This window comes from Methanoregula sp. (assembly GCF_049686655.1).
Lineage (GTDB): Archaea > Halobacteriota > Methanomicrobia > Methanomicrobiales > Methanospirillaceae > Methanoregula.
The window spans coordinates 1-19,533 of record NZ_JBAVIG010000056.1 but is presented as its reverse complement, the minus strand read 5'-3'; the positions used below and the strand labels follow the sequence as shown (position 1 = coordinate 19,533).

18 protein-coding genes are annotated in these 19,533 nt (G+C 49.4%); 15 read left to right on the top strand and 3 right to left on the bottom strand.

Going from position 1 to position 19,533, the window contains the following annotated elements:
* Window positions 1-105: 105 nt before the first annotated feature.
* Entirely contained in the window at window positions 106-1,296 is a 1,191-nt protein-coding gene (locus WBL42_RS07665; protein ID WP_424720688.1) for a 2-hydroxyacyl-CoA dehydratase subunit D, read from the bottom strand.
* A gap of 2 nt (window positions 1,297-1,298) precedes the next feature.
* Window positions 1,299-2,066, bottom strand: a complete 768-nt coding sequence (locus tag WBL42_RS07660) for an acyl-CoA dehydratase activase (RefSeq protein WP_424720687.1) — start codon at window positions 2,064-2,066, stop codon at window positions 1,299-1,301.
* Between the two features lie 465 nt (window positions 2,067-2,531).
* Here WBL42_RS07660 and WBL42_RS07655 point away from each other — a divergent pair, with 465 nt between their 5' ends.
* From WBL42_RS07655 to WBL42_RS07625, 7 genes are read left to right on the top strand one after another with little or no spacing between them, the layout of a single operon-like run.
* Window positions 2,532-3,617 carry a FecCD family ABC transporter permease gene (locus WBL42_RS07655; protein ID WP_424720686.1) on the top strand — a complete coding sequence of 362 codons (1,086 nt, stop codon included), beginning with the start codon at window positions 2,532-2,534 and terminating at the stop codon, window positions 3,615-3,617.
* Complete coding sequence (locus WBL42_RS07650) at window positions 3,608-4,471, top strand: ABC transporter ATP-binding protein (RefSeq protein ID WP_424720685.1); 864 nt, start codon at window positions 3,608-3,610, stop codon at window positions 4,469-4,471. The genes WBL42_RS07655 and WBL42_RS07650 overlap by 10 nt, the downstream gene beginning before the upstream one ends.
* 15 nt (window positions 4,472-4,486) lie before the next feature.
* On the top strand, window positions 4,487-5,569 hold the full coding sequence (locus tag WBL42_RS07645) for a methyltransferase (RefSeq protein ID WP_424720684.1): 1,083 nt from the start codon (window positions 4,487-4,489) through the stop codon (window positions 5,567-5,569).
* Window positions 5,560-6,489, top strand: a complete 930-nt coding sequence (locus tag WBL42_RS07640; RefSeq protein WP_424720683.1) for a Rossmann-like domain-containing protein — start codon at window positions 5,560-5,562, stop codon at window positions 6,487-6,489. The genes WBL42_RS07645 and WBL42_RS07640 overlap by 10 nt, the downstream gene beginning before the upstream one ends.
* Before the next feature lie 13 nt (window positions 6,490-6,502).
* On the top strand, window positions 6,503-7,600 hold the full coding sequence (locus tag WBL42_RS07635) for an iron ABC transporter substrate-binding protein (RefSeq protein ID WP_424720682.1): 1,098 nt from the start codon (window positions 6,503-6,505) through the stop codon (window positions 7,598-7,600).
* 38 nt (window positions 7,601-7,638) lie between these two features.
* Entirely contained in the window at window positions 7,639-8,736 is a 1,098-nt protein-coding gene (locus WBL42_RS07630) for an ABC transporter substrate-binding protein (RefSeq protein ID WP_424720681.1), read from the top strand.
* Window positions 8,737-8,778: 42 nt separating this feature from the next.
* Complete coding sequence (locus WBL42_RS07625) at window positions 8,779-9,876, top strand: ABC transporter substrate-binding protein (protein WP_424720680.1); 1,098 nt, start codon at window positions 8,779-8,781, stop codon at window positions 9,874-9,876.
* Between the two features lie 241 nt (window positions 9,877-10,117).
* Here the strand turns inward: WBL42_RS07625 and WBL42_RS07620 are convergent, their stop codons facing one another.
* Window positions 10,118-11,245 carry an ABC transporter substrate-binding protein gene (locus WBL42_RS07620; RefSeq protein WP_424720679.1) on the bottom strand — a complete coding sequence of 376 codons (1,128 nt, stop codon included), beginning with the start codon at window positions 11,243-11,245 and terminating at the stop codon, window positions 10,118-10,120.
* A gap of 218 nt (window positions 11,246-11,463) precedes the next feature.
* On the opposite strand from WBL42_RS07620, the gene WBL42_RS07615 reads away from it, so the two are divergent.
* The 8 genes from WBL42_RS07615 (at window position 11,464) to WBL42_RS07580 (ending at window position 19,481) form a co-directional block, all read left to right on the top strand.
* Window positions 11,464-12,615, top strand: a complete 1,152-nt coding sequence (locus tag WBL42_RS07615) for an aminotransferase class V-fold PLP-dependent enzyme (protein ID WP_424720678.1) — start codon at window positions 11,464-11,466, stop codon at window positions 12,613-12,615.
* On the top strand, window positions 12,599-12,883 hold the full coding sequence (locus WBL42_RS07610; RefSeq protein WP_424720677.1) for a hypothetical protein: 285 nt from the start codon (window positions 12,599-12,601) through the stop codon (window positions 12,881-12,883). Before WBL42_RS07615 ends, WBL42_RS07610 begins: the two co-directional genes overlap by 17 nt.
* Window positions 12,884-13,108: 225 nt before the next feature.
* Window positions 13,109-14,803, top strand: a complete 1,695-nt coding sequence (locus WBL42_RS07605; RefSeq protein WP_424720676.1) for a radical SAM protein — start codon at window positions 13,109-13,111, stop codon at window positions 14,801-14,803.
* Window positions 14,804-14,890: 87 nt separating this feature from the next.
* Entirely contained in the window at window positions 14,891-16,699 is a 1,809-nt protein-coding gene (locus WBL42_RS07600) for an ABC transporter ATP-binding protein (RefSeq protein WP_424720675.1), read from the top strand.
* A 377-nt stretch (window positions 16,700-17,076) separates the two neighbouring features.
* Window positions 17,077-17,988 carry a class I SAM-dependent methyltransferase gene (locus WBL42_RS07595; RefSeq protein WP_424720674.1) on the top strand — a complete coding sequence of 304 codons (912 nt, stop codon included), beginning with the start codon at window positions 17,077-17,079 and terminating at the stop codon, window positions 17,986-17,988.
* A gap of 38 nt (window positions 17,989-18,026) precedes the next feature.
* A complete protein-coding gene (locus WBL42_RS07590; RefSeq protein WP_424720673.1) occupies window positions 18,027-18,590 on the top strand; it encodes an FmdE family protein in 564 nt (187 codons plus the stop codon).
* 129 nt (window positions 18,591-18,719) lie between these two features.
* The gene (locus WBL42_RS07585; RefSeq protein ID WP_424720672.1) at window positions 18,720-19,187 is read left to right on the top strand and encodes a class I SAM-dependent methyltransferase; all 468 of its coding nucleotides are present in this window, start codon (window positions 18,720-18,722) and stop codon (window positions 19,185-19,187) included.
* Between the two features lie 69 nt (window positions 19,188-19,256).
* Window positions 19,257-19,481, top strand: coding sequence for a hypothetical protein (locus WBL42_RS07580; protein ID WP_424720671.1), 225 nt, complete (start codon window positions 19,257-19,259; stop codon window positions 19,479-19,481).
* The last annotated feature ends 52 nt before the right edge of the window (window positions 19,482-19,533 follow it).

The window sequence follows — 19,533 nt, the reverse complement described above, 5'->3', positions numbered from 1 at the left end:
TCTGTTCAGTAGTGATACATGTACCATCTCCAAAAACCAGATCCTCTGTTTCCAGAAAAAGCGGTTTCACTTCTTCTGGGTACTGAAATGCGGAACCTGACCCGTTCATACCTTCCCTCCCGCCCGTTTCCTGAATTTTACCATTTCAATGAATGCCTCCGAACGCGTACGGATAGCTTCCATATCTGATTTTGCATACTCAGTATGTATCTCAAGGAACGGAATTCCTTCGTTATTGAGAAAATCCTTCATCTCGATTCCTTTAAACGTGACGGAATCGCAATACCGCAGGCTGTGATAGATAACTCCATCCGCGGAGCTCTCGGTAACCGCACGTTTAAGGTTTTGGAGCCGTATATCCGTACTCTGGTCAAGGTGGGGGATTGCGGGAGGGAGGATGCGATCCATATAGGCATCAGCAATCCCTTTCAGCGAGGGTTCCCGGATATCCACCTTAAGGTACGGATCCAACCCCGACCAGAGATCGTCCGTGACTATATTCCCTTTCAGCTGGGTTACGATGTCGATCAATTTGGTATCTCCCGGGGCTATGACACTTCCCGAGAGGAGAATCCGGACACCCTTTGAAGGTTTTCCGGCTTCTCCGGTACCACGAAGCTCCCCGATTTCGCGTACCAAATTCTGCAGAAGGGCAAGATATTCCTGCCGGTCAAGATAATATCCGGCATGGACGACCTGATACACATCATGCCACGTGATTATCTGAGGACTATCGTGAGCTGCATATGCATAGAGCTTTTTGATCGCTTCGCGAATGTTGTTGTACAATCCTGTTGATGCTGCAAGCGCGCTGCCGGTGATTTTTTTTCCCGAAAACTCTTCCAGCTGGCGGGTGAACGCCTCAACTTCTCTGAAAAAATATTCCCGTGCCTGAGGAGTCTGGAAATTCCTTGGAACCCCAAGGAAAAAAGTTTTTTTCTTAAAATAATATTTGGTGACTTCCCCGAGTCGGTAAACCTGCATGCAGGTAGTATCGAAGGCGACCGCATCAGTCTTTTGCACATAGGGATCTTTATTTTCTGCAAACAGACCTGCACTTGCACGGATAAATGCGCAATTTTGTGTGGAAATGTACCGGGACCCGATCTCAACCAGCCGATCATCCCCCCCTTTGCCCAGTCTCAACGGGATCATACCTGATGCATGAATGATCTCTTCCGGCATGGTGTACCCAATCCATCCCAGGACTTTCTGCCCATCCTTTTTTGCCGCATCAATTTCACGGGGCCTCCGTTCAACCGCCAGCTGTATTTTCTGAAGGGTTTTAAGTACCATAATCAAACCTCAGAACCAAGATTTCTGGCAAGTACCGCTGCCCCCAGGGCTCCGACAAGCTGGGGATCGAATTCAGGAATCACAATACTCTCATGGAATGCATCTTCCAGCGCAACTTTCATGCCGGCATTTTTAGCGACACCTCCTGAAAAGAAAATATCTTTCTCAACACCCACCCGGAACGCCATACCCGCCACTCTGTTTGAGATTGCATTATGAATCCCCCGAAGGATATTCTCAGGTTTCTCACCGCGAGCCATCAGGGAAATCACTTCTGATTCCGCAAAAACCGTACAGGTACTGCTTATCGGGACTGATTCATTTCCTTCCAGTGCCATCGGACCGAGATCATCCAGGCTGACTTTAAAAACTGATGCTATTACTTCAAGGAAACGTCCGGTACCCGCGGCACATTTGTCATTCATAACAAAATCGGTTACATTCCCGGATTCATCAAGGCGGATTACTTTGCAGTCCTGCCCACCCATGTCGATGATAGTTCTTGCTGACGGATTAAGGTGAAAGACCCCTTTTGTGTGACAGGTAATTTCTGTGGCAGTATCATCCGCATACTTAGCTGAAATCCTGCCATAACCCGTTGCAATGGTATACCTGATATCTTTCTGATCCAGACCGATCGAATCAAGTGCCTTCTGGAGGGCTTCCATTCCGCTCTTTTCAGGGAATATCCCCGTTTGCAATATACGGGATCCGATTACCCTCCCCTCATCCATGATCACAGATTTTGTCGTTAAAGATCCGATGTCCACGCCTGCATAGATCCCCTGCTCATTATTCTTCCCCATTATACACCTCACTGACAACTCATTGATTGCTACCTATTACCATCCTGCTCCATCCAGAAGCGAGGGATTTCATTTGCCATTCCCCGTGCATGAGATTACGGTCCTGGAAATTTATGATGAAAACCGGATTCTGATCGTATTCCCGGAACTTTCACTATCCATTATTGTTAAGAATGCGATTTAATAAATATTTTCAATTAACTTTTAAAAAAATTAAACAAAAAACAATAACTTAAAATAATCCTGAGCTCAACAATTACTGGAATCTATGAGTTCTGCAGACAAAATGAGGTTTAGCTACAAAAAACTCAATGCAATTTTTCCATTAAAACAGGGTAATGGAGGAATAGAGTTTCGAAATAAAGACCTCAGTACCCGGATTTCCAGGTCTGTCTGCCCAATCAATACAGTCTGATGAGGTTTTGTTCGATGAATACGATCCGTACCTGTATCTCATCGATATCAGAGAAAATCATATCGCTTGTCCGGATCCCTATTGTAACAACAGTCCTCGTTTTCAGCATCCTCCCGATATTGTTCGTTGTATCCCTCTTTTTAGGACGTTACGATGTTTCCCCGGTCCATGTTATCGAACTCCTTGTAGCACCGGTTCTAAACCTGTTGCCGGCCAATATCATCCACATCAATCCTACCTGGACTGCGACGGAAGAGAACGTTATTTACCAGATCCGCCTGCCCCGGGTGATCGCGGCTGTACTCGTAGGTGCAGGACTCGCGATTGCCGGGGCAGCGTATCAGGGACTCTTTAAAAATCCCCTTGTATCCCCGGATATACTTGGGGTATCGTCAGGAGCCGGGTTCGGGGCAGCGCTTGCTATTCTCCTGGGATTCGGAGCCATTATGATCCAGGTCTCGGCATTTTGTTTTGGTATTCTGGCTGTGGTTATTACCTACCTCCTCAGCCGGTTCTACAGGACAACACCTACGCTCATCCTCGTCCTTTCAGGAATAATTGTTGCAGCTTTTTTCTCCGCCCTGATCTCGTTTACCAAGTATGTTGCTGATCCTTATGAGAAACTGCCGGCCATAGAATTCTGGCTGATGGGAAGCCTTGCTTCAGTGAGATACACGGACATTCTCATGATAGCCCCACCCATTCTGGTCGCATCGGCAATCCTCATCCTCATTCGGTGGCGGATCAATCTTCTCGCAGTCGGTGGCGATGAAGCACGGGCTCTTGGGATCGATACGAAACGCATGTCCCAGTTCATAATTCTCTGTTCTACAATGATTACTGCCGGTGCCGTTTGCATTGCCGGAATTATAGGATGGGTAGGCCTTATTGTTCCCCACCTCGGTCGTATGCTCGTAGGCCCGGATTACAAAAAACTCATGCCGGTTACCTTTCTTCTGGGCGCATCCTATATGCTGATTATCGACGACATTGCCCGGAATCTCACCAGTGCTGAAATCCCCCTTGGCATCCTTACCGCAATTATCGGTGCTCCGTTCTTTGCCTACTTACTCAGCAAGCGTTCGGTGGGATGGACATGATCCTCGAAGTGGACAGGGCAGGGTACGCATACCCGCGGGGGAAGCAGGTATTTTCAGATATCTCTTTTTCACTCTCTGACAAGGAGGTCCTTTGTATTCTTGGACCGAACGGGATCGGCAAATCAACCCTCATCAAGTGCCTTGCAAATCTTTATCGCGTCGACATTGGCTCAATCCGGCTCTTCGGGGAGGACATGTCAGAGCTGAAACAGATTGATGTCGCGAAAAAAATCGGGTACGTCCCACAGGCGCATGAGATCATCTTCCCCTTTTCCGTTCAGGAATTTGTCCTGATGGGGAGAGCGCCTCACCTTGCTGCATTCTCTTCCCCGGGAAAAGTGGATTATGCAAAAGCCGACGAGAAGATTGATCTTGTCGGTATCAGGAAGATTGCAGATAAACCGGTGAATGAGATCAGCGGCGGGGAATATCAGCTTGCCATGATCGCCCGGGCCCTGACGCAGGAGCCATCCATCCTTCTGCTTGATGAACCGACATCGCATCTTGACTTTGGTAACCAGATACGGGTACTCGATATTATCGACCAGCTTGCAGACAGCGGCCTCTCCGTGATTATGAGCTCGCATTTTCCGGATCATGCATTCCTCACTTCCGATAATGTCGCCATCATGCAACACGGCACATTTATGGTCTACGGTCCCGCTGAGGAAGTCATCACTGAGGAGAACCTGAGGCACACCTATGGGATCGATGTCAGGATAGAATACAGTAACAACGCCGGCCGGCATGTGTGCATCCCCATGAAAAACGGCAAGTACCGGTGCCGGCATCCAAAAAAACCGGAATACCCGATGACACTGGAAGCGACAATTTCTGGTTCCGGTTCAAAATAAGCCCGGTGTATGAAAATGAACCCTGACATTAAAGATATTAAAATCGGGGAAGAAATCTCCTCGATCGATACGATCGTCGATGGATACAAAACCTACCAGGTTATCAGGGCGGCACTTGAGCTCGGCCTGTTTGAATGGCTGGACGTGCACGGTTCCACACCCTGTGAGGAACTTGGGAACACCCTGTCCATCAATGGCATGTTCACCCGGAGTTTTTTCCAGACTCTCGTGGATCTTGGTTTTCTCCAGGAAACGGATGACCGGTTTGAGAATACCAAAATTACAGCCAGACTGCTGGTACAAAAAAGTCCGGCATACCAGGGGAACTGGATTCTCAATGCGGCTGATGAAAACGGCCCATGGAGCGCACTGAATGACACACTGGTTGGATTTGCCCCGAAAAATACCGGGTCTTCCAAAGGACCGGACCTGCAGTTCCTCAAAGCGATGGGGGAACGTTCCCTCCGTGGGGAGGTACAGGAAGTAACCCGGTTGATTGCAGCATGGGAAGGTTTCGGAGCTGCAAAAAAACTTCTCGATATCGGGGGCGGGCACGGGCTATATGCTATTGCGGCCTGCCAGCAAAATCCTGACCTTCGGGCGGTGGTGCTCGATAAGCCCCGGGTAATTGATCTGACACGGGAGTTTATCCGGAATTATGGCATGGAGGACAGGATTAGGGTTGTTAGCGGAGACATTATGCATAACGATCCTGGTACCGGGTATGATATCGTGATCATTTCCCACCATCTCTACAAATTCCGGACTGCACTCCCCATGATTTTCGGAAAGGTAGCGTCGAGCCTGAGACCAAGGGGACTTTTTGTATCCAATCACTGGTTCTGTGGGCCGGTCTGCGGAACAGGATCCTCAGGTATCCGGGAACTCGATCGTTCCTTTCAAAGTTATGGGCATCCGCTCTGTCACCCGGAAGATTTTGCCAACGGGATGTTCACAAAAGGTCTGGTGATCACAAAAAGGATCACCATACCCGGCAGCTCCGGGGCCTCCCATGTGCACCTTGCAGAAAAGGTGCCGGAAGGGTGCAGTCCGTTGCCCGGACAGAATGAATCATGCGGGTGCAGGTCGTGTCAGTGAAATATCCAGCTGCAGGACAGAACCGTCTTCTTGTACCGGGGGAGTCTCCTGAACAAGGAGCTATCCTTAAAGAAACGGTCGCAGAACTACGGTCCCGGCTATCGGATCAGTTTGCTGAACTCACTGTCGAACGGGTAGCGATTGGCATATTTTTTACCGGTGTGAAACTGAGCAATGGATCGGGAGGTATCTGTTTCACACCGATTAAGGAAATTCCCCAGGCAGTCTGCTGCCCGAGTTCCCTGAGGGCTCTGCCCTGTTCCGGAAAATTCAGGGAACGATCGGTCGCAGATTTCCTGGATTCTCTTTTTGATGAGAGTCCGGTGAAACGGGCCGTTGGAATAGCGATTGTGAATGCCATGTCCGCGTCCTGCTGGGAGCGGAATCCTCCAAAGAATTATACTATTGAACGCGGATCAGATGCCCTTGAGACGATTGAGATCCCTGATGATGCACATGTTGTGGTAATAGGAGCGCTGGTACCGATACTGGCGCGGCTTAAAAAGCGGGAAAAACCATTCTCGGTTATTGAGATGGATCCCCGGACCCTCAAAGATGATGAGATGCCGTTCTGGGTACCAGTTGAAAGAACCGCAGAAGTCGTCCCTATGGCTGACCTGCTGGTTATCACCGGGACCTCCCTGCTTTTTCACTCGCTGGAACCAATTCTTGCTTGTGCAAATCAGGGAGCACAGATTATTGTTGTCGGACCAACTGCCAGTATGCTTCCTGACGCCTTTTTCCGGCGTGGCGTATCCGTGCTTGGGGGAGATCTCGTAAGCCGTCCTGATGAGCTCCTGGATATCCTCAGTGAGGGAGGTTCCGGGTACCACTTTTTCGGCAAATCAGCAGAGAGGATTATTATCCGGAACAAAACCGGATCCTGCGAAAATAGCGGGTGCAGACGGGAATCATTATGAACCGAGGTTAATCATGGAGAAGAAAATCAAGGTAATCCTGATTATTGCTTCAATCCTGATCCTTCTGGGAATTGCGGTATATGCATTGAACAGCAATGCGCTCACTACCAACCCGACTGCACCTGCAGGTAAAAACACAACAACCATCACCGATATGATGGGACGGACGCTGGTCGTGCCCGCGAATATAAGCCGCGTGCTGAGCACGGGTCCGCCAACAACAATTGAAGTATATGTCCTTGCCCCGGACAAACTGATCGGGGTAAATTTTGACCCGAATCCCACGAACGGGAGTACCTACCTGCCGGCAAAATACCAGGACCTTCCCAATGTCGGTGGCTGGTTTGGTAAACAAACCGGCAATTACGAGAATTTCATCTCCGCAAATCCCGAAATCATTCTTGACGGGGATCTCGGAACCGGCAATTATGTGAGCACCCTTGAAGATCACCAGCAGAAATTCGGGGCCATCCCCGTAGTCGGCATTACCGAAGCCGACAATGTCACCGGCTATGATACCTCCATCAAATTCCTCGGGATACTTCTCGGTGCAGACGAGCAGGCTGCCTCCCTGTCGGAGTTCTATAACCGGGTCATGTCGATGGTCCAGTCCCGGGTTTCATCGATTCCTGACAGCGAGAAGGTCCGGGTCTATTATGCGGAAGGCCCAAAAGGGCTCCAGACCGATCCGACGGGGTCCTCCCATTCTGAACTGATCGAACTGGCCGGTGGGATTAATGTGGCTGATTGTGCACTCACACCGGGCATGGGCATGACCCCCGTCTCAATGGAACAGGTAACAACCTGGGACCCTGACATAATTATTGTGGGAGACCCCGGGTTTTACAAAACCATTTACAATGATACGCTCTGGATGCCAATCAAAGCCTTGAAAAACCACCGGGTCTACCTGGTCCCACAATCGCCATTCACTTGGTTTGATCGCCCGCCCGGGGTTAACCGGATCATTGGCATTCCGTGGACTGCCAAAGTCCTGTATCCGGACAAGTTCAGCGATATGGATCTTCCGGCACTCACGAAGGAATTCTATTCGAAGTTCTATCACTACAACCTGACGGATAATGAGGTAAACACCCTGCTGAAACCGTAAACCCGGCGTGAGACGGGCATTTCAAAGGAGGATCAGATATGGAAAAGAAAAAGCTACTCATCATAATCGGGGCGGGTATCCTGGTAATTGCAACTATCGGTCTGTATTCACTGAACGGAATTTCGAACACACAGCCAGCGACCCCTGCAACAAAAAACACGACAACCATCACGGATATGATGGGGAGAAACCTGGTAATCCCGAGCCCTATCAAGGGAGTTCTGGCGACCGCTCCGCCAACATCCATCGCGGTGTACATTCTCGCCCCGGATAAACTTATGGGAGTGAATATTGCACCTTCCGCCATCAATGGCAGTGTGTACATGCCGGAGAAGTACCAGGAACTGCCTAATGTCGGAGGGTGGACAATGATGACCCCAAATGGCAACTTTGAGTCATTCATTGAAATGAAACCGGATATCGTTTTTGACGCGGAATGGGGGGTGGGAAATTTTTCGGATCAGCTTGTCGATCGCCAGGAAAAATTCGGTTCCATCCCGGTGGTCGGGGTACTGAACGCATATACTATCAATAACTTCGATCCCTGCATCCAGTTCATGGGCCGCGTTCTCGGTGAGGATGGGCAGGCTGCATCTCTTGAAGAGTTTTACCACAGAATGCTGTCAAATGTTACAACACGCGTTGAGACCATACCGGAAAATGAACGCGTCAGGGTATATTATGCGTCAGGACCTGACGGGCTCCAGACCGCATTAAAAGGATCGCAGCATGCGGAATTAATTGAATTCGCCGGCGGAGAAAACGTAGCTGACTTTGAGATCGCACCAGGGGCAGCTTTCACACAGGTCTCAATGGAACAGGTAACGACATGGAACCCTGATCTCATTATTGTCGATGATCCCGGATTTTACAAAACCATCTACAATGATACGCTCTGGCTATCAATCAATGCCGTGAAAAACCACCGGGTTTATCTTGTCCCCCAGTCCCCGTACAAATGGTTTGATGGCCCACCGGGTCTGAACCAGATCATCGGCATCCCGTGGACTGCTAAAGTTTTCTATCCGGACAAGTTCAGCGATATGGACATGCCTGCGCTCACCAGGGAGTTCTATTCGAAATTCTACCATTATAACCTTACAGACAATGAGGTGAAAACCCTGCTGAACCCGTAATACCGGGCATGAGAGCAGGTAAGCATTAAGTGGAGATCAGATATGGAGAAGAGAACATTACTCATCATAGCCGGAGCAACTATCCTGGTACTTGCAGTTATCGGCCTGTATTCACTGAACGGAATTTCGAACACACAACCAGCGGCTCCTGCAATAAAAAACACGACAACCATCACGGATATGATGGGGAGAACTCTGGTAATCCCCAGCTCTATCAAGGGAGTTCTGGCAACCGCCCCACCAACTTCAATTGCAGTGTACATTCTCGCCCCGGATAAACTTATGGGGGTTAATTTTGCACCTTCCGCCATCAATGGCAGCGTGTATATGCCGGAGAAGTACCAGGAGCTGCCTAATGTAGGAGGGTGGACAATGATGACCCCGAACGGCAACTTTGAGTCCTTCATTGCCATGAAACCGGATATCGTTTTTGATGGCGAATGGGGAGTGGGTAATTTTTCGGATGAACTTGTCGATTACCAGGGGAAATTTGGCACCATTCCGGTGGTCGGAGTGCTGAACGCGTACACTATCGATAACTTCGATCCCTGCATCCGGTTCATGGGCAGCGTTCTCGGCGAGAATGGGCAGGCTGCTTCTCTTGAAGAGTTTTACCACAGAGTGCTGTCAAATGTGACTGCACGCGTTGAGACTATTCCGGAAAATGAACGGGTCAGGGTATACTATGCGTCAGGACCTGATGGGCTCCAGACCGCATTAAAAGGATCGCAGCATGCGGAGTTAATTGAATTCGCCGGCGGAGAAAACGTAGCCGACTTTGAGATCGCACCCGCGGCTGCGTTCTCTCAGGTCTCGATGGAACAGGTGACTACGTGGAACCCTGACGTGATTATTGTGGGAGATCCCGGGTTTTATAAAAGCATCTATAACGATCCGCTCTGGCAGCCGATCAATGCCGTGAAGAACCACCGGGTCTATCTCGTCCCCCAGTCCCCGTACAAATGGTTTGATGGCCCACCGGGCCTGAACCAGATCATCGGCATCCCGTGGACTGCCCAAGTTTTCTATCCGGACAAGTTCAGCGATATCAACATGCCTGCGCTCACCAGGGAGTTCTATTCGAAGTTCTACCACTACAACCTTACAGACAATGAGGTGAAAACCCTGCTGAACCCTTAAGGGATCAAGGAATTTCTATATCCATATTTCTGTATGAGTTGAAAATCCCAAAAACCGGGTGTTATATATCTCATTCATTTTTATCATGGGCAAAAAATCCTCCAGAAATCACACAACCTGACAAACCTTGGCCAGTTGCCCGCCCGAGAAAAACGGATCTATCTGTTTTTCTCGCCGCATGACTCTTGTCAGCCAGTCATGATCCAAAAAAGATAGTAGATTGCCCCGCGCACCACCGGATTCATTTCCCGGCAGGTTGTGCCGGAGGTAATAATTTGAGTATCCTGTCCGCTTCTTCATCAGTGAGATTGTAGTTATAGAATCTGGTATAGAATTCTTTGATCTCTTTATGCATATCGAGATCCTCAAATTTTTCCGGGTGAAGAATTTTTGCCAGCCACATCAGCTGGAGGATCTGCTGCGATCCTGCATCCCAAAAAAACACCCCGGTCGGACTGATATATACGTGCTGGTTTTTCATTGCTTTCAATTCATTAAAACGCGTGTCATTTACCATCTCCGCTAATGTTTGTCCTGCCGGTTTTGAACCAAGATTACTGGCTCCGCAATGATCGATAATGATATAATCTGGGTCCCATTGCAGGAGCTGCTCCATGGAAATGTCAAAACCCCACGGTCCGGACAAGTCGGCGGTAACACTCCTTCCTCCTGCCAGGGAAATCATATCTGAAATATCTGATTCTTCTTTCCCGGTTGTCGAAAGAGGCGTTCGTACAGCAAAGTAGACCGTTGGCCGTTGTTCCTGGGGAATGCTTGCAGTTCTGGATAAAACCATTGCGACTTTTTCATCAAAATACTGTGAGTATTCGGCAGATTTTGCCTGGGCATCAGGACCAAGTACGTCAGCGTATACCTGAAGTTCGGCTTTTGTATCATTGAATTCCGTATGCATCGCAACGGGTGCTACAGCAATCCCTGCATCCTGAATCTTATTGATAACCTCAGGAGGTGTAGTCCAGAAGAAGATAACATCTGGTTTGTTTTCCAGAAGATCCTCAATATTGGGGTTTTGTGCATTATGGATCTGGGAAACGTTTGTCAGGTTACGAAAGATTACATTTGCCCATGGCCAGAGGTTGTTACTATCAGACGTCAGGATCACTTTGTCTTCGGCACCCAGGATTACGACTTTTTCATACGAGGGGCCTTTGAGGCATCCTATCCTGGTAATATTTGCCGGAACGGTAAATATCGTGCCGTCAAGATTCGTCACATTACGCGTGAGTCCCGTCGAAGCCACATGGAGATTTTGAGTAATAGCTTCCGTATGATTGCTATTTATGGCAAATACGACAATTATTGCAAAAATGAGGGCTACAAAAAGAATTGGGAATCCGGTCTTCTTCATATCCATGAATAATGTTAAACGTTCAAATTAAAATATTAACTTTAGGGTTTAGTTAAAAGTTTGTAGTAAACAATATTTTTCAATTGTTAATAAGTTTATGTTTAATTTACCAAAAATCAATATATTTTAATACCATTGTATTTTACAGTTCCATAAGAGAGATCCGCGGCGATCCCAGACCTTCGGATAAATCTCTTTTTGGTTCAGGTATAAAGATCATGGACACACCGGTCATATATCTCAACAATGCTGCCACATCCTGGCCAAAACCCCCGGAAGTGATAGAAGCAGTTAATGAATCATTCCGACAACCATTCAACGAATCCGGCCGTTCAACGTCACAACTCCCAACAGATTACCTTAATACAACACGAGAGGCCGTCGCCGGTTTCTTCAGGGTGCAGGATCCGGATCATATCATATTCACCGCAAATGCAACAGATTCGCTGAACACCCTGATCCATGGTTTTGCAATGAAAACCCCTGAATCGTTTCATGTACTCATGACCGATCTTGACCATAATTCCGTGATCCGCCCTTTGAGGACTCTTGAACAGGCAGGACGATGTTCAGTATCCATGGTACCGAGTTCCGGGTCGCATATCAATCCAGAATCCATGGAATCGGCAATCCGGAAAGATACCCGTCTGGTGGTTATGGCGCATGGATCCAATGTTCTGGGATCCGTGCAGGACATCACGGGCATCGGGAGGTACCTGCAGGAAAGGAACATCTTTTTTATGGTCGATGGTGCACAGACCGCAGGACTGGTCCCCGTGGATCTCAGAACTGCACCGGTCGATGCCTTCGTCTTCACTGGCCATAAGTATCTGTTCGGTTTTCCCGGGACCGGTGGTTTTTTCATCCGTGATCCCACCCGGATATCTCCTTCCCGCCAGGGGGGCACCGGGACATTTTCAAAGTCACCCTTCCAGCCGATGGACCTCCCGGAGAAGTTTGAGACCGGAACTCCGAACTACCCCGGGATTATTTCGCTCGGAGCAGGAATACGGTATCTGGAAAAAACGGGTGCGATGGCAATTGAGCGGAAAATGCGGGATCTGACCGCTGTTTTTATGAACGCATTTGCAGATGATGAAAATATTATCGTCTATAATAAAAACCCCGGTCTTCCGGTCATTTCCCTGAATATCCGGGATTTGCCGAATGAGGATGCTGGGTTTATCCTCCGGGAAATGTACGGGGTTATTTGCCGGACAGGCCTGCACTGTGCCCCGCTTATCCATGACAGGATCAACGGTGGTGTCGGCAGTCTGCGGTTATCCCCGTCTTACCTGAACACTCACGAGGAATGCGTTACGGCAGCAGAGGCCGTCCGGGATGTGGCGGACCGTGTCCATTGTAGCTGAACAACGAGAGCACAATTGCACGGATGGGAGGATAAAGAAAGTCTATCTCATCTCTCAACCCGTGGACCGGATCCTTGCATCGCACCTGAAACAATTCGGCTCGGTACATATTATGGAAAACCTCCCGCGCCCCCTTCTCACGTTTGTGCAGTCACCTCACCTGAATCTCCGGGGGATCATTGGCGATACCGTCATCGAGGTATGGTATTCCCCCGAATCACTCCCGGTTATAGAAAAACTGGTGTACCGGATATTTACCACGTTGTAGCATGCGGTAATCTTTGCCAACACCCGTCCCATTGCCACGATCATCGTTAAGGATCAACCGGCTCCAGCACATTTTTCATGAAATAAATCATTAACTTATCAGTAAAGTAAATCACTCGTACTTATCTTGGGGCTCGGCGTCGGGATCTATCCCCACTCGTCCACCCGACAAGGCCGGACCGGTATAAATGAGACCGAAGTATCGGGAAACAGGAAGGAAACACTCATGGAATGCAGTTATTGTGAACGGGCCTGCGAGATCCCGGAAAAGATGAACGGCTACTGCCGGATGTACCGTAATGAACAGGGAACCATAACAGAAAACTACCCGGATGCGTACCTCAACATCTACCCGGTCTCAAGCGAATCTATCCCAATGCTCCACTTTTACCCGAACGCTGTCTTCCTGCTCATCAGCACCATCGGGTGCAACTTTGCCTGCGAAGGATGCATTTCGGAGTTCCAGACAACTCGACCCGGTACCTTGCAGGACATCCTCACGGTTCACACGCCGGAAGAAATCCTTTCAATCGCGCGGGAGGGTGCCTGTCGGGGTATCACTTTCTGTCTTAACGAACCTGCTGTTTCACTTCCCACGTTTCTCCGGGTTGCGCGGGCAGCAAAAAAAGAAGGGCTCCTTGTCGGATGCTCCAGCAATGGTTACATGACCCCGGAGGCATTACAGAGCCTGATCCCGTATCTGGACTTTGTCAATATCGGCCTCAAGGGTTCGACAGATGAGCGGTATCGTGAATGCGGGGCCGCATCCGCTGAGCCTGTCTACAGGAATATAAAAGCCCTGTACGATGCCGGTGTGGCGGTTGAAATATCTGCTATGTACCTCAACGGGAGGGAACACGAGGTAATCGGGGCAGCTGAACGTATCCGGGCAATCTCACCTGACATTCCGTTCCAGGTGATGCGGTTCATGGCAATGCGCAAGGATCTCAGGGCGATCGAACCGACACGAGAGCAGGGGGAGCAGCTCTGCACAGAGCTGCGCCGGTACCTCAATCATGTGTTCCTTTTCAACACGCCGGCAACGACCGAACTCGACTCCCGGTGCCCCGTCTGCGGGGCAACCATTGTCCACCGGGTATTCTTCGGCCCTATGGCGGCACGGGTTCTTTCCTGCCGGCCGGATGGGGTGTGCAGCTGCGGATACCGGTTCCCCTATCTGGGGGAGATCGATCCTGTTTTCGAAGGGGAACCCCGCATCCTCGGAGGATACCGGTCGATCGTTGGAGTGCAGATTATTTCAGAAATTATCAGGACTCTCGGGGTTACGGATGAAGCGGAAATAGACCGGATTGGTAAAATCGTGATTACGGATGGATATCTCAGAACACTCCAGGAGCATATGAGTTCAATAAGCGCGTATCTCGGGATGATCAGGTATGTCGCAGGACTTGCTCACCGCGAAGAGCAGGGAAATATCCTCACGGAATACATGCAATCGATCGTCGATGAGGTGCGAGATCGCGTTGGGGGAGCAGGAAAACCACAGGTCTATGTTGCGCTCAGTCACCCGCTTTTACCCCTCTATGCAGTAAAGTTCGAAAACATCCTTACAGTGGCCGCAGGAGGAACAAGCTTGAACATAGCAATCGACCATAAAGAAAGTTCGAAAAAGGAATATATCGCTGAAGAAGTCAATGCTCTTAATCCTGAGGTCATTTTTATCTCCGGCCATTTCCCGACGCCGGTTACAGATTTCCTTGGTACCTGCCGGGAGCTGGGCATAATGTGTCAGGCGATCTCAGAACACAGGGTATATGTTCTGAATGCCGGGTATGCACCTGGAACCCCACGCTGGATCCTTGGGCTTATGGACATGGCAAATATCCTCCATCCTGATCTCTGCCGGTACTCAATGCCTGAAGAAGAGGTGCGGTTTGATAAGGTGATCACTAGTCTGTAATTTGAGGAGGGATACTGCTATCCTTCCGGTCTGGATCATCATAAGACCTGAAAGCCGTTGAGATAATACACTAGACAGGACAATTCCATGATCAGCAACCGGATACATCCTATACTCAACGGATTTCAGAAGGGCTTCCATCTCCTGCGCTTTTACAGCGACAAATTCCGACACTATCTTGTCACCCTGCTCATCCTGAGCGTCCTGCTCGGGCTGATGGAAACATTCCAGATCGTACTGCTGTATCCGATCATGAATGCCACCATCAATTTCCAAGGCCCGGAGATCGCCCTGTTTGAACCGTTCTACACGTTCGTACGAGGTTTCATTTCCCTGCCGGATATTGTGCTGTTCTCGCTCCTGTTTATCCTGTTAGTGTGCCTTACGTTCCTCGTATCGCTGATATATAGTTATTTATCGTTGTCTCTTACGAAAAAAGTGATACTTAAAACGAAACGGAGAATTTTTGATAAACTTATCTGGAACGATTACCAGTATTACGTCGAGACCAAACGGGGGGATATTATCTACAATGTCGTTGCTGCCCCTGCTGAAGTCAGGCATTTCCTGGAAACCGCAACATCCATGTTTTCTGGAAGCGTTATTATCGTTACCATAGTTATTACCCTGTGTTTTGTATCCGTGACGGCGGTTTCCCTGCTCTTATTCGGAGGCCTCATTTTCATTCTGGTGATCCGGGTGATCGGAAAAAAATTCTCGCTCCGCCTCGGTCATTTTTATATGCGGTCAACGCGGGCGGAGAACGAGGTGATAAGCGGGTACGTAACGGGCCTGAGGCAGATACGATCTGTAAACGGGGATACGTACTGGAAAGAAAAATACGATTGTGCCCTCCATGAATACTGGGACAAATACATACGGCTCAGTTTTTTCCGGCAGCTGCCTGGTGCAACTCTCCAGTTCCTGTTTTTTGTCGCGATTGCAGTGCTGGTAATCTTGCTTTATTACCTCTATCAGGATCAGTTTCTGTACATCATTCCGCTGATGGGGACCTTTGTCTTTTCAGCTATGAAAGTGATCCCCCGTCTTTCCGATATGAGCGACGATTATATGGAGATTATGGACCAGTGGCCCAATCTTGAGACGATTTATCGGTTCCTGAATGATTCCCGCTATCATGTGATAAAAAACGGCGCGCGAACCTTCACTGCACTTTCCTCGGATATCGTCTTCGACAACGTCACGTTTTCTTATTATCCGGACCAGGACCTGCTGGAAGGAGTCCACCTGACGATAAAACGAATGAACGTTACTGCCCTTGTCGGCCATTCCGGTTCCGGTAAATCCACGATAGTCTCCCTGCTTCTCCGGTACTATGACGTGAATGCCGGTAGTATCCGGTTAAACGGATATGACCTGCGCGAATACGACCGGGCAACCCTCCTGCAGAGAGTGGGATACGTGAGCCAGGATACCTTTGTTTATAATGTGACCGTCCGGGAAAATATCGCGTTTTGTGGAATATATTCCGATGCGGAGATCATTGAAGCTGCCAGGAAAGCCAATATACACACATTTATAGACAGCCTTCCGGAGAAGTATGAAAGTATTGTCGGGGACCAGGGAATAAAATTATCCGGAGGAGAGAAACAGAGGATCGCCATCGCCCGGGCTCTTGTACGAAACCCGGAGATCCTGATCCTCGATGAGGCAACGAGTAATCTGGACAATGAATCCGAAGCCATAGTTCAGGACTCCATCAACCGGGTCTCAGAGAATATTACTACGTTCATTATTGCCCACAGGCTCTCAACCATCCGAAAGGCCGATACGATCTATGTGATGAGTGACGGGAAAATTGTTGAGAGAGGTAATCATGAGACACTTATGGAGAAACGCGGGGCTTATTATGAGTTGTACGAGTCTGAGGGGTGAGTTCATCGGACCGGATACTGATCAGGCAATCCGGTTGCTTTAAGGATTGAAGTGAAATCTGTTCGTGGGAGGTTGCTGATGCGGAAAACCGGCATTGCCCGGCTATGAGAAAATCTTTTGATAGGAAGGATGTTACTGATGATTGTATCCCATCCCACAGGAATTCGGCGATTGGGCTGATTCTCAAATTAAACAGTTCTATTAACGCAGTTTTTGGCATCTGATTATTCGGGAGAATTCTGCAATTTTTAGGTTTCCCGAAAAATGCTCTTCTGAAAAATCCTCTTGAATAACTAAGTCCTCGACCAGTAACAAATTCGAAAAAATATTGGATTAAAAACAAATTATTGATAACATTAAAAAGTTAATTTAATAGTATGAACGTGGATTCAACTACAGTCCCCATTACGTCCCCGCTCCTGCCGGCACCGGTGTGTAGCGCCGGGACCCTCTCTTTCCGTGAACGGTGGCGCCAGCTGAAACTCGCCCATTGCGCAGTCCCGAATTATGGCAACTCCCGCCAGTTCTGGGGGGATAAGAAGAAGGTGAATACTGTGTATGCGAAAGGAAACGGGAAACATGACGAGAAGACGGAGGCCCGTCTGCGAACCATGAATATCCCCGATGGTTCGCGAGTACTCGATATCGGTGCAGGGCCCGGCACCTATACCATTCCGCTCGCCGCCCGTGGCTGTCACGTGACCGTTATCGAACCGTCACCGGTTATGCGGAAACTGCTGGAGGCCCGGATAAAAAAAGAGAAGATCAAAAATATTGTTGTTATCCCGAAACGCTGGGAGGATGTGAATGTAAGCGAACTGGGAAAGCCGTTCGATGTCGTCATCGCCTCCTTTTCTCTGACGATGATGGATATCGGTGAAGCACTTGAAAAGATGCAGCGTTGCTGCCAGGGGACGGTCCATCTCTTCTGGTTCCTGACACCCCCGGCCTGGGTCCAGGTGAACAAGGATTTGTGGCCGCACCTGCATGGCGGTACGTTCCCCGGGGAACCCACCGCGGAATGGCTCTGGCAGGTGCTGTACGAGATGGGGATCTATGCAAATCTCACTGCAGAACAGGGTTTTCCACCGTCAAGATACTCAAATGTTGATGAAGTTGTTGACGAGTTCCGACTCCGCCTGAACTGCACGACCCCTGCCCAGGAAGAAACCGTGCGGAATTATTTCCACACGGTACTCCGTCATGACGGGGACAGTGTGATCCTTGGGAACGGGACTCAGGTAGCACACATCTGGTGGAGTACTATAAAACCGGACTGGCAGGTTTAACGGGTTCGTTACATTAAAACAGAATACATGGTGAAAACATGAGCGATTACGAAGTATTATTCAACAAGGCAAAGAAGTTCCACGGGCATGTCTGTGGTGGAATTGTTCTCGGAACACGGCTGACCATCGCAGGGCTGCGGGAACTTGGCATGAACCCCCACGAAGAGAACCGCAACCTCATCGTGTACGTGGAGATTGACCGGTGCGGGGCAGATGCCGTTCAGGCCATTACCGGGTGTTCGCTGGGCCACCGGAATCTCAAGCACAAGGATTACGGGAAATTTGCCGCAACGTTTGTAGATATCGGGACACGAAAGGCAGTCCGCGTATCGGTCCAAGAGAAAAACCGTGCAGCACATAACACGCTGGCAAAGGACGAAATGATCAAGCTCCTCGGGGAGATTCCCGAACTGGAGATCCTGAAGATCGAGCACGTGAAGATGGACATCCCCGATGACGATATCCCGGGATTCCCCCATGAGAAAGCAGTCTGCAGTGTCTGCGGGGAGCAGATCATGGACAACCGGCACATCATAGTTGACAGCAAGCCGATGTGCAAGAACTGTGGCATATCCTCATACTATACGGTACTGAACTCTTAAGGGGAATATCCTGTCGATATGGACCCTTTAATCCCTGGCTCTCCCATCAAGCCCCTTCAACCCACATTTTGGCGGGACCAATGGTACCGGAAGAAACTCGCAAGAATAACGTCTCCGGGATTCGAGAGTGTGGGAACTTACTGGAACAAACGGAAAAATGTGAATGAGCTCTATGTCAGGAGCCGTACCCGCTCCCCCTGGCTGGAAAAGATGGACGGACGTCTCAAAGCCCTGCATATCCCTGCCGGTGCCCGTGTCCTCGATATCGGTGGAGGGAGCGGGGCCCTTGCAATTCCGCTTGCTGCACGGGGCTGCGAAGTTACGGTGATCGAACCTTCCGCTGCCATGCGGGAAGAGCTGGAGAAAAACCTGGCATCTTCGGGAGCTGGACCTCTCGTAGTGATTCCTTCACGGTGGGAAGATGTATCTCCAAACGAACTTGGCGAGCCGTTCGATGCAGTGATCGCCTCCTACTCACTCTCTATGGTAGATATCGGAGAGGCACTGGAAAAGATGTATGCCTGTTGCCGGGGTACGGTCCATCTCTTCTGGTTCCTTACACCTCCTGCATGGGAACGGGTCAGCCGGGATCTCTGACCGTGTCTCCACGGAAGGGAATACCCGGGCGAGCCCCTTGCGGACTGTCTCTGGCAGGCATTATATGATATGGGAATTTATGCAAATATTACACCGGAACACAAAAAAACCACGGTTTACCGGACATCTGATGAAGCAGTCCGGGAATATTACCAGCGCCTGAACTGCTCGACAATGGTGCAGGAGGAGATCCTTAAGGAATACTTCACACATAAACTCCGGCCCTGCCGCGAGAGTTTTATCCTTGATGGCGCATCATATAGTGCCCATATCTGGTGGGACACCGGGGCCTGACATCTCCCCGGAATGTGCAATGTAATTATTTAACTATTCTAAAAATCAATAA

What these genes read in the sequence shown, in the direction of transcription:
- WBL42_RS07665 (WP_424720688.1), bottom strand. Translation starts at nt 1,296, where the DNA reads ATGGTACTTAAAACCCTTCAGAAAATACAGCTGGCGGTTGAACGGAGG.
- WBL42_RS07635 (WP_424720682.1), top strand. Translation starts at nt 6,503, where the DNA reads ATGGAGAAGAAAATCAAGGTAATCCTGATTATTGCTTCAATCCTGATC.
- WBL42_RS07650 (WP_424720685.1), top strand. Translation starts at nt 3,608, where the DNA reads ATGGACATGATCCTCGAAGTGGACAGGGCAGGGTACGCATACCCGCGG.
- WBL42_RS07645 (WP_424720684.1), top strand. Translation starts at nt 4,487, where the DNA reads ATGAACCCTGACATTAAAGATATTAAAATCGGGGAAGAAATCTCCTCG.
- WBL42_RS07580 (WP_424720671.1), top strand. Translation starts at nt 19,257, where the DNA reads ATGGGAATTTATGCAAATATTACACCGGAACACAAAAAAACCACGGTT.
- WBL42_RS07620 (WP_424720679.1), bottom strand. Translation starts at nt 11,245, where the DNA reads ATGAAGAAGACCGGATTCCCAATTCTTTTTGTAGCCCTCATTTTTGCA.
- WBL42_RS07605 (WP_424720676.1), top strand. Translation starts at nt 13,109, where the DNA reads ATGGAATGCAGTTATTGTGAACGGGCCTGCGAGATCCCGGAAAAGATG.
- WBL42_RS07615 (WP_424720678.1), top strand. Translation starts at nt 11,464, where the DNA reads ATGGACACACCGGTCATATATCTCAACAATGCTGCCACATCCTGGCCA.
- WBL42_RS07655 (WP_424720686.1), top strand. Translation starts at nt 2,532, where the DNA reads ATGAATACGATCCGTACCTGTATCTCATCGATATCAGAGAAAATCATA.
- WBL42_RS07595 (WP_424720674.1), top strand. Translation starts at nt 17,077, where the DNA reads ATGAACGTGGATTCAACTACAGTCCCCATTACGTCCCCGCTCCTGCCG.
- WBL42_RS07625 (WP_424720680.1), top strand. Translation starts at nt 8,779, where the DNA reads ATGGAGAAGAGAACATTACTCATCATAGCCGGAGCAACTATCCTGGTA.
- WBL42_RS07630 (WP_424720681.1), top strand. Translation starts at nt 7,639, where the DNA reads ATGGAAAAGAAAAAGCTACTCATCATAATCGGGGCGGGTATCCTGGTA.
- WBL42_RS07600 (WP_424720675.1), top strand. Translation starts at nt 14,891, where the DNA reads ATGATCAGCAACCGGATACATCCTATACTCAACGGATTTCAGAAGGGC.
- WBL42_RS07590 (WP_424720673.1), top strand. Translation starts at nt 18,027, where the DNA reads ATGAGCGATTACGAAGTATTATTCAACAAGGCAAAGAAGTTCCACGGG.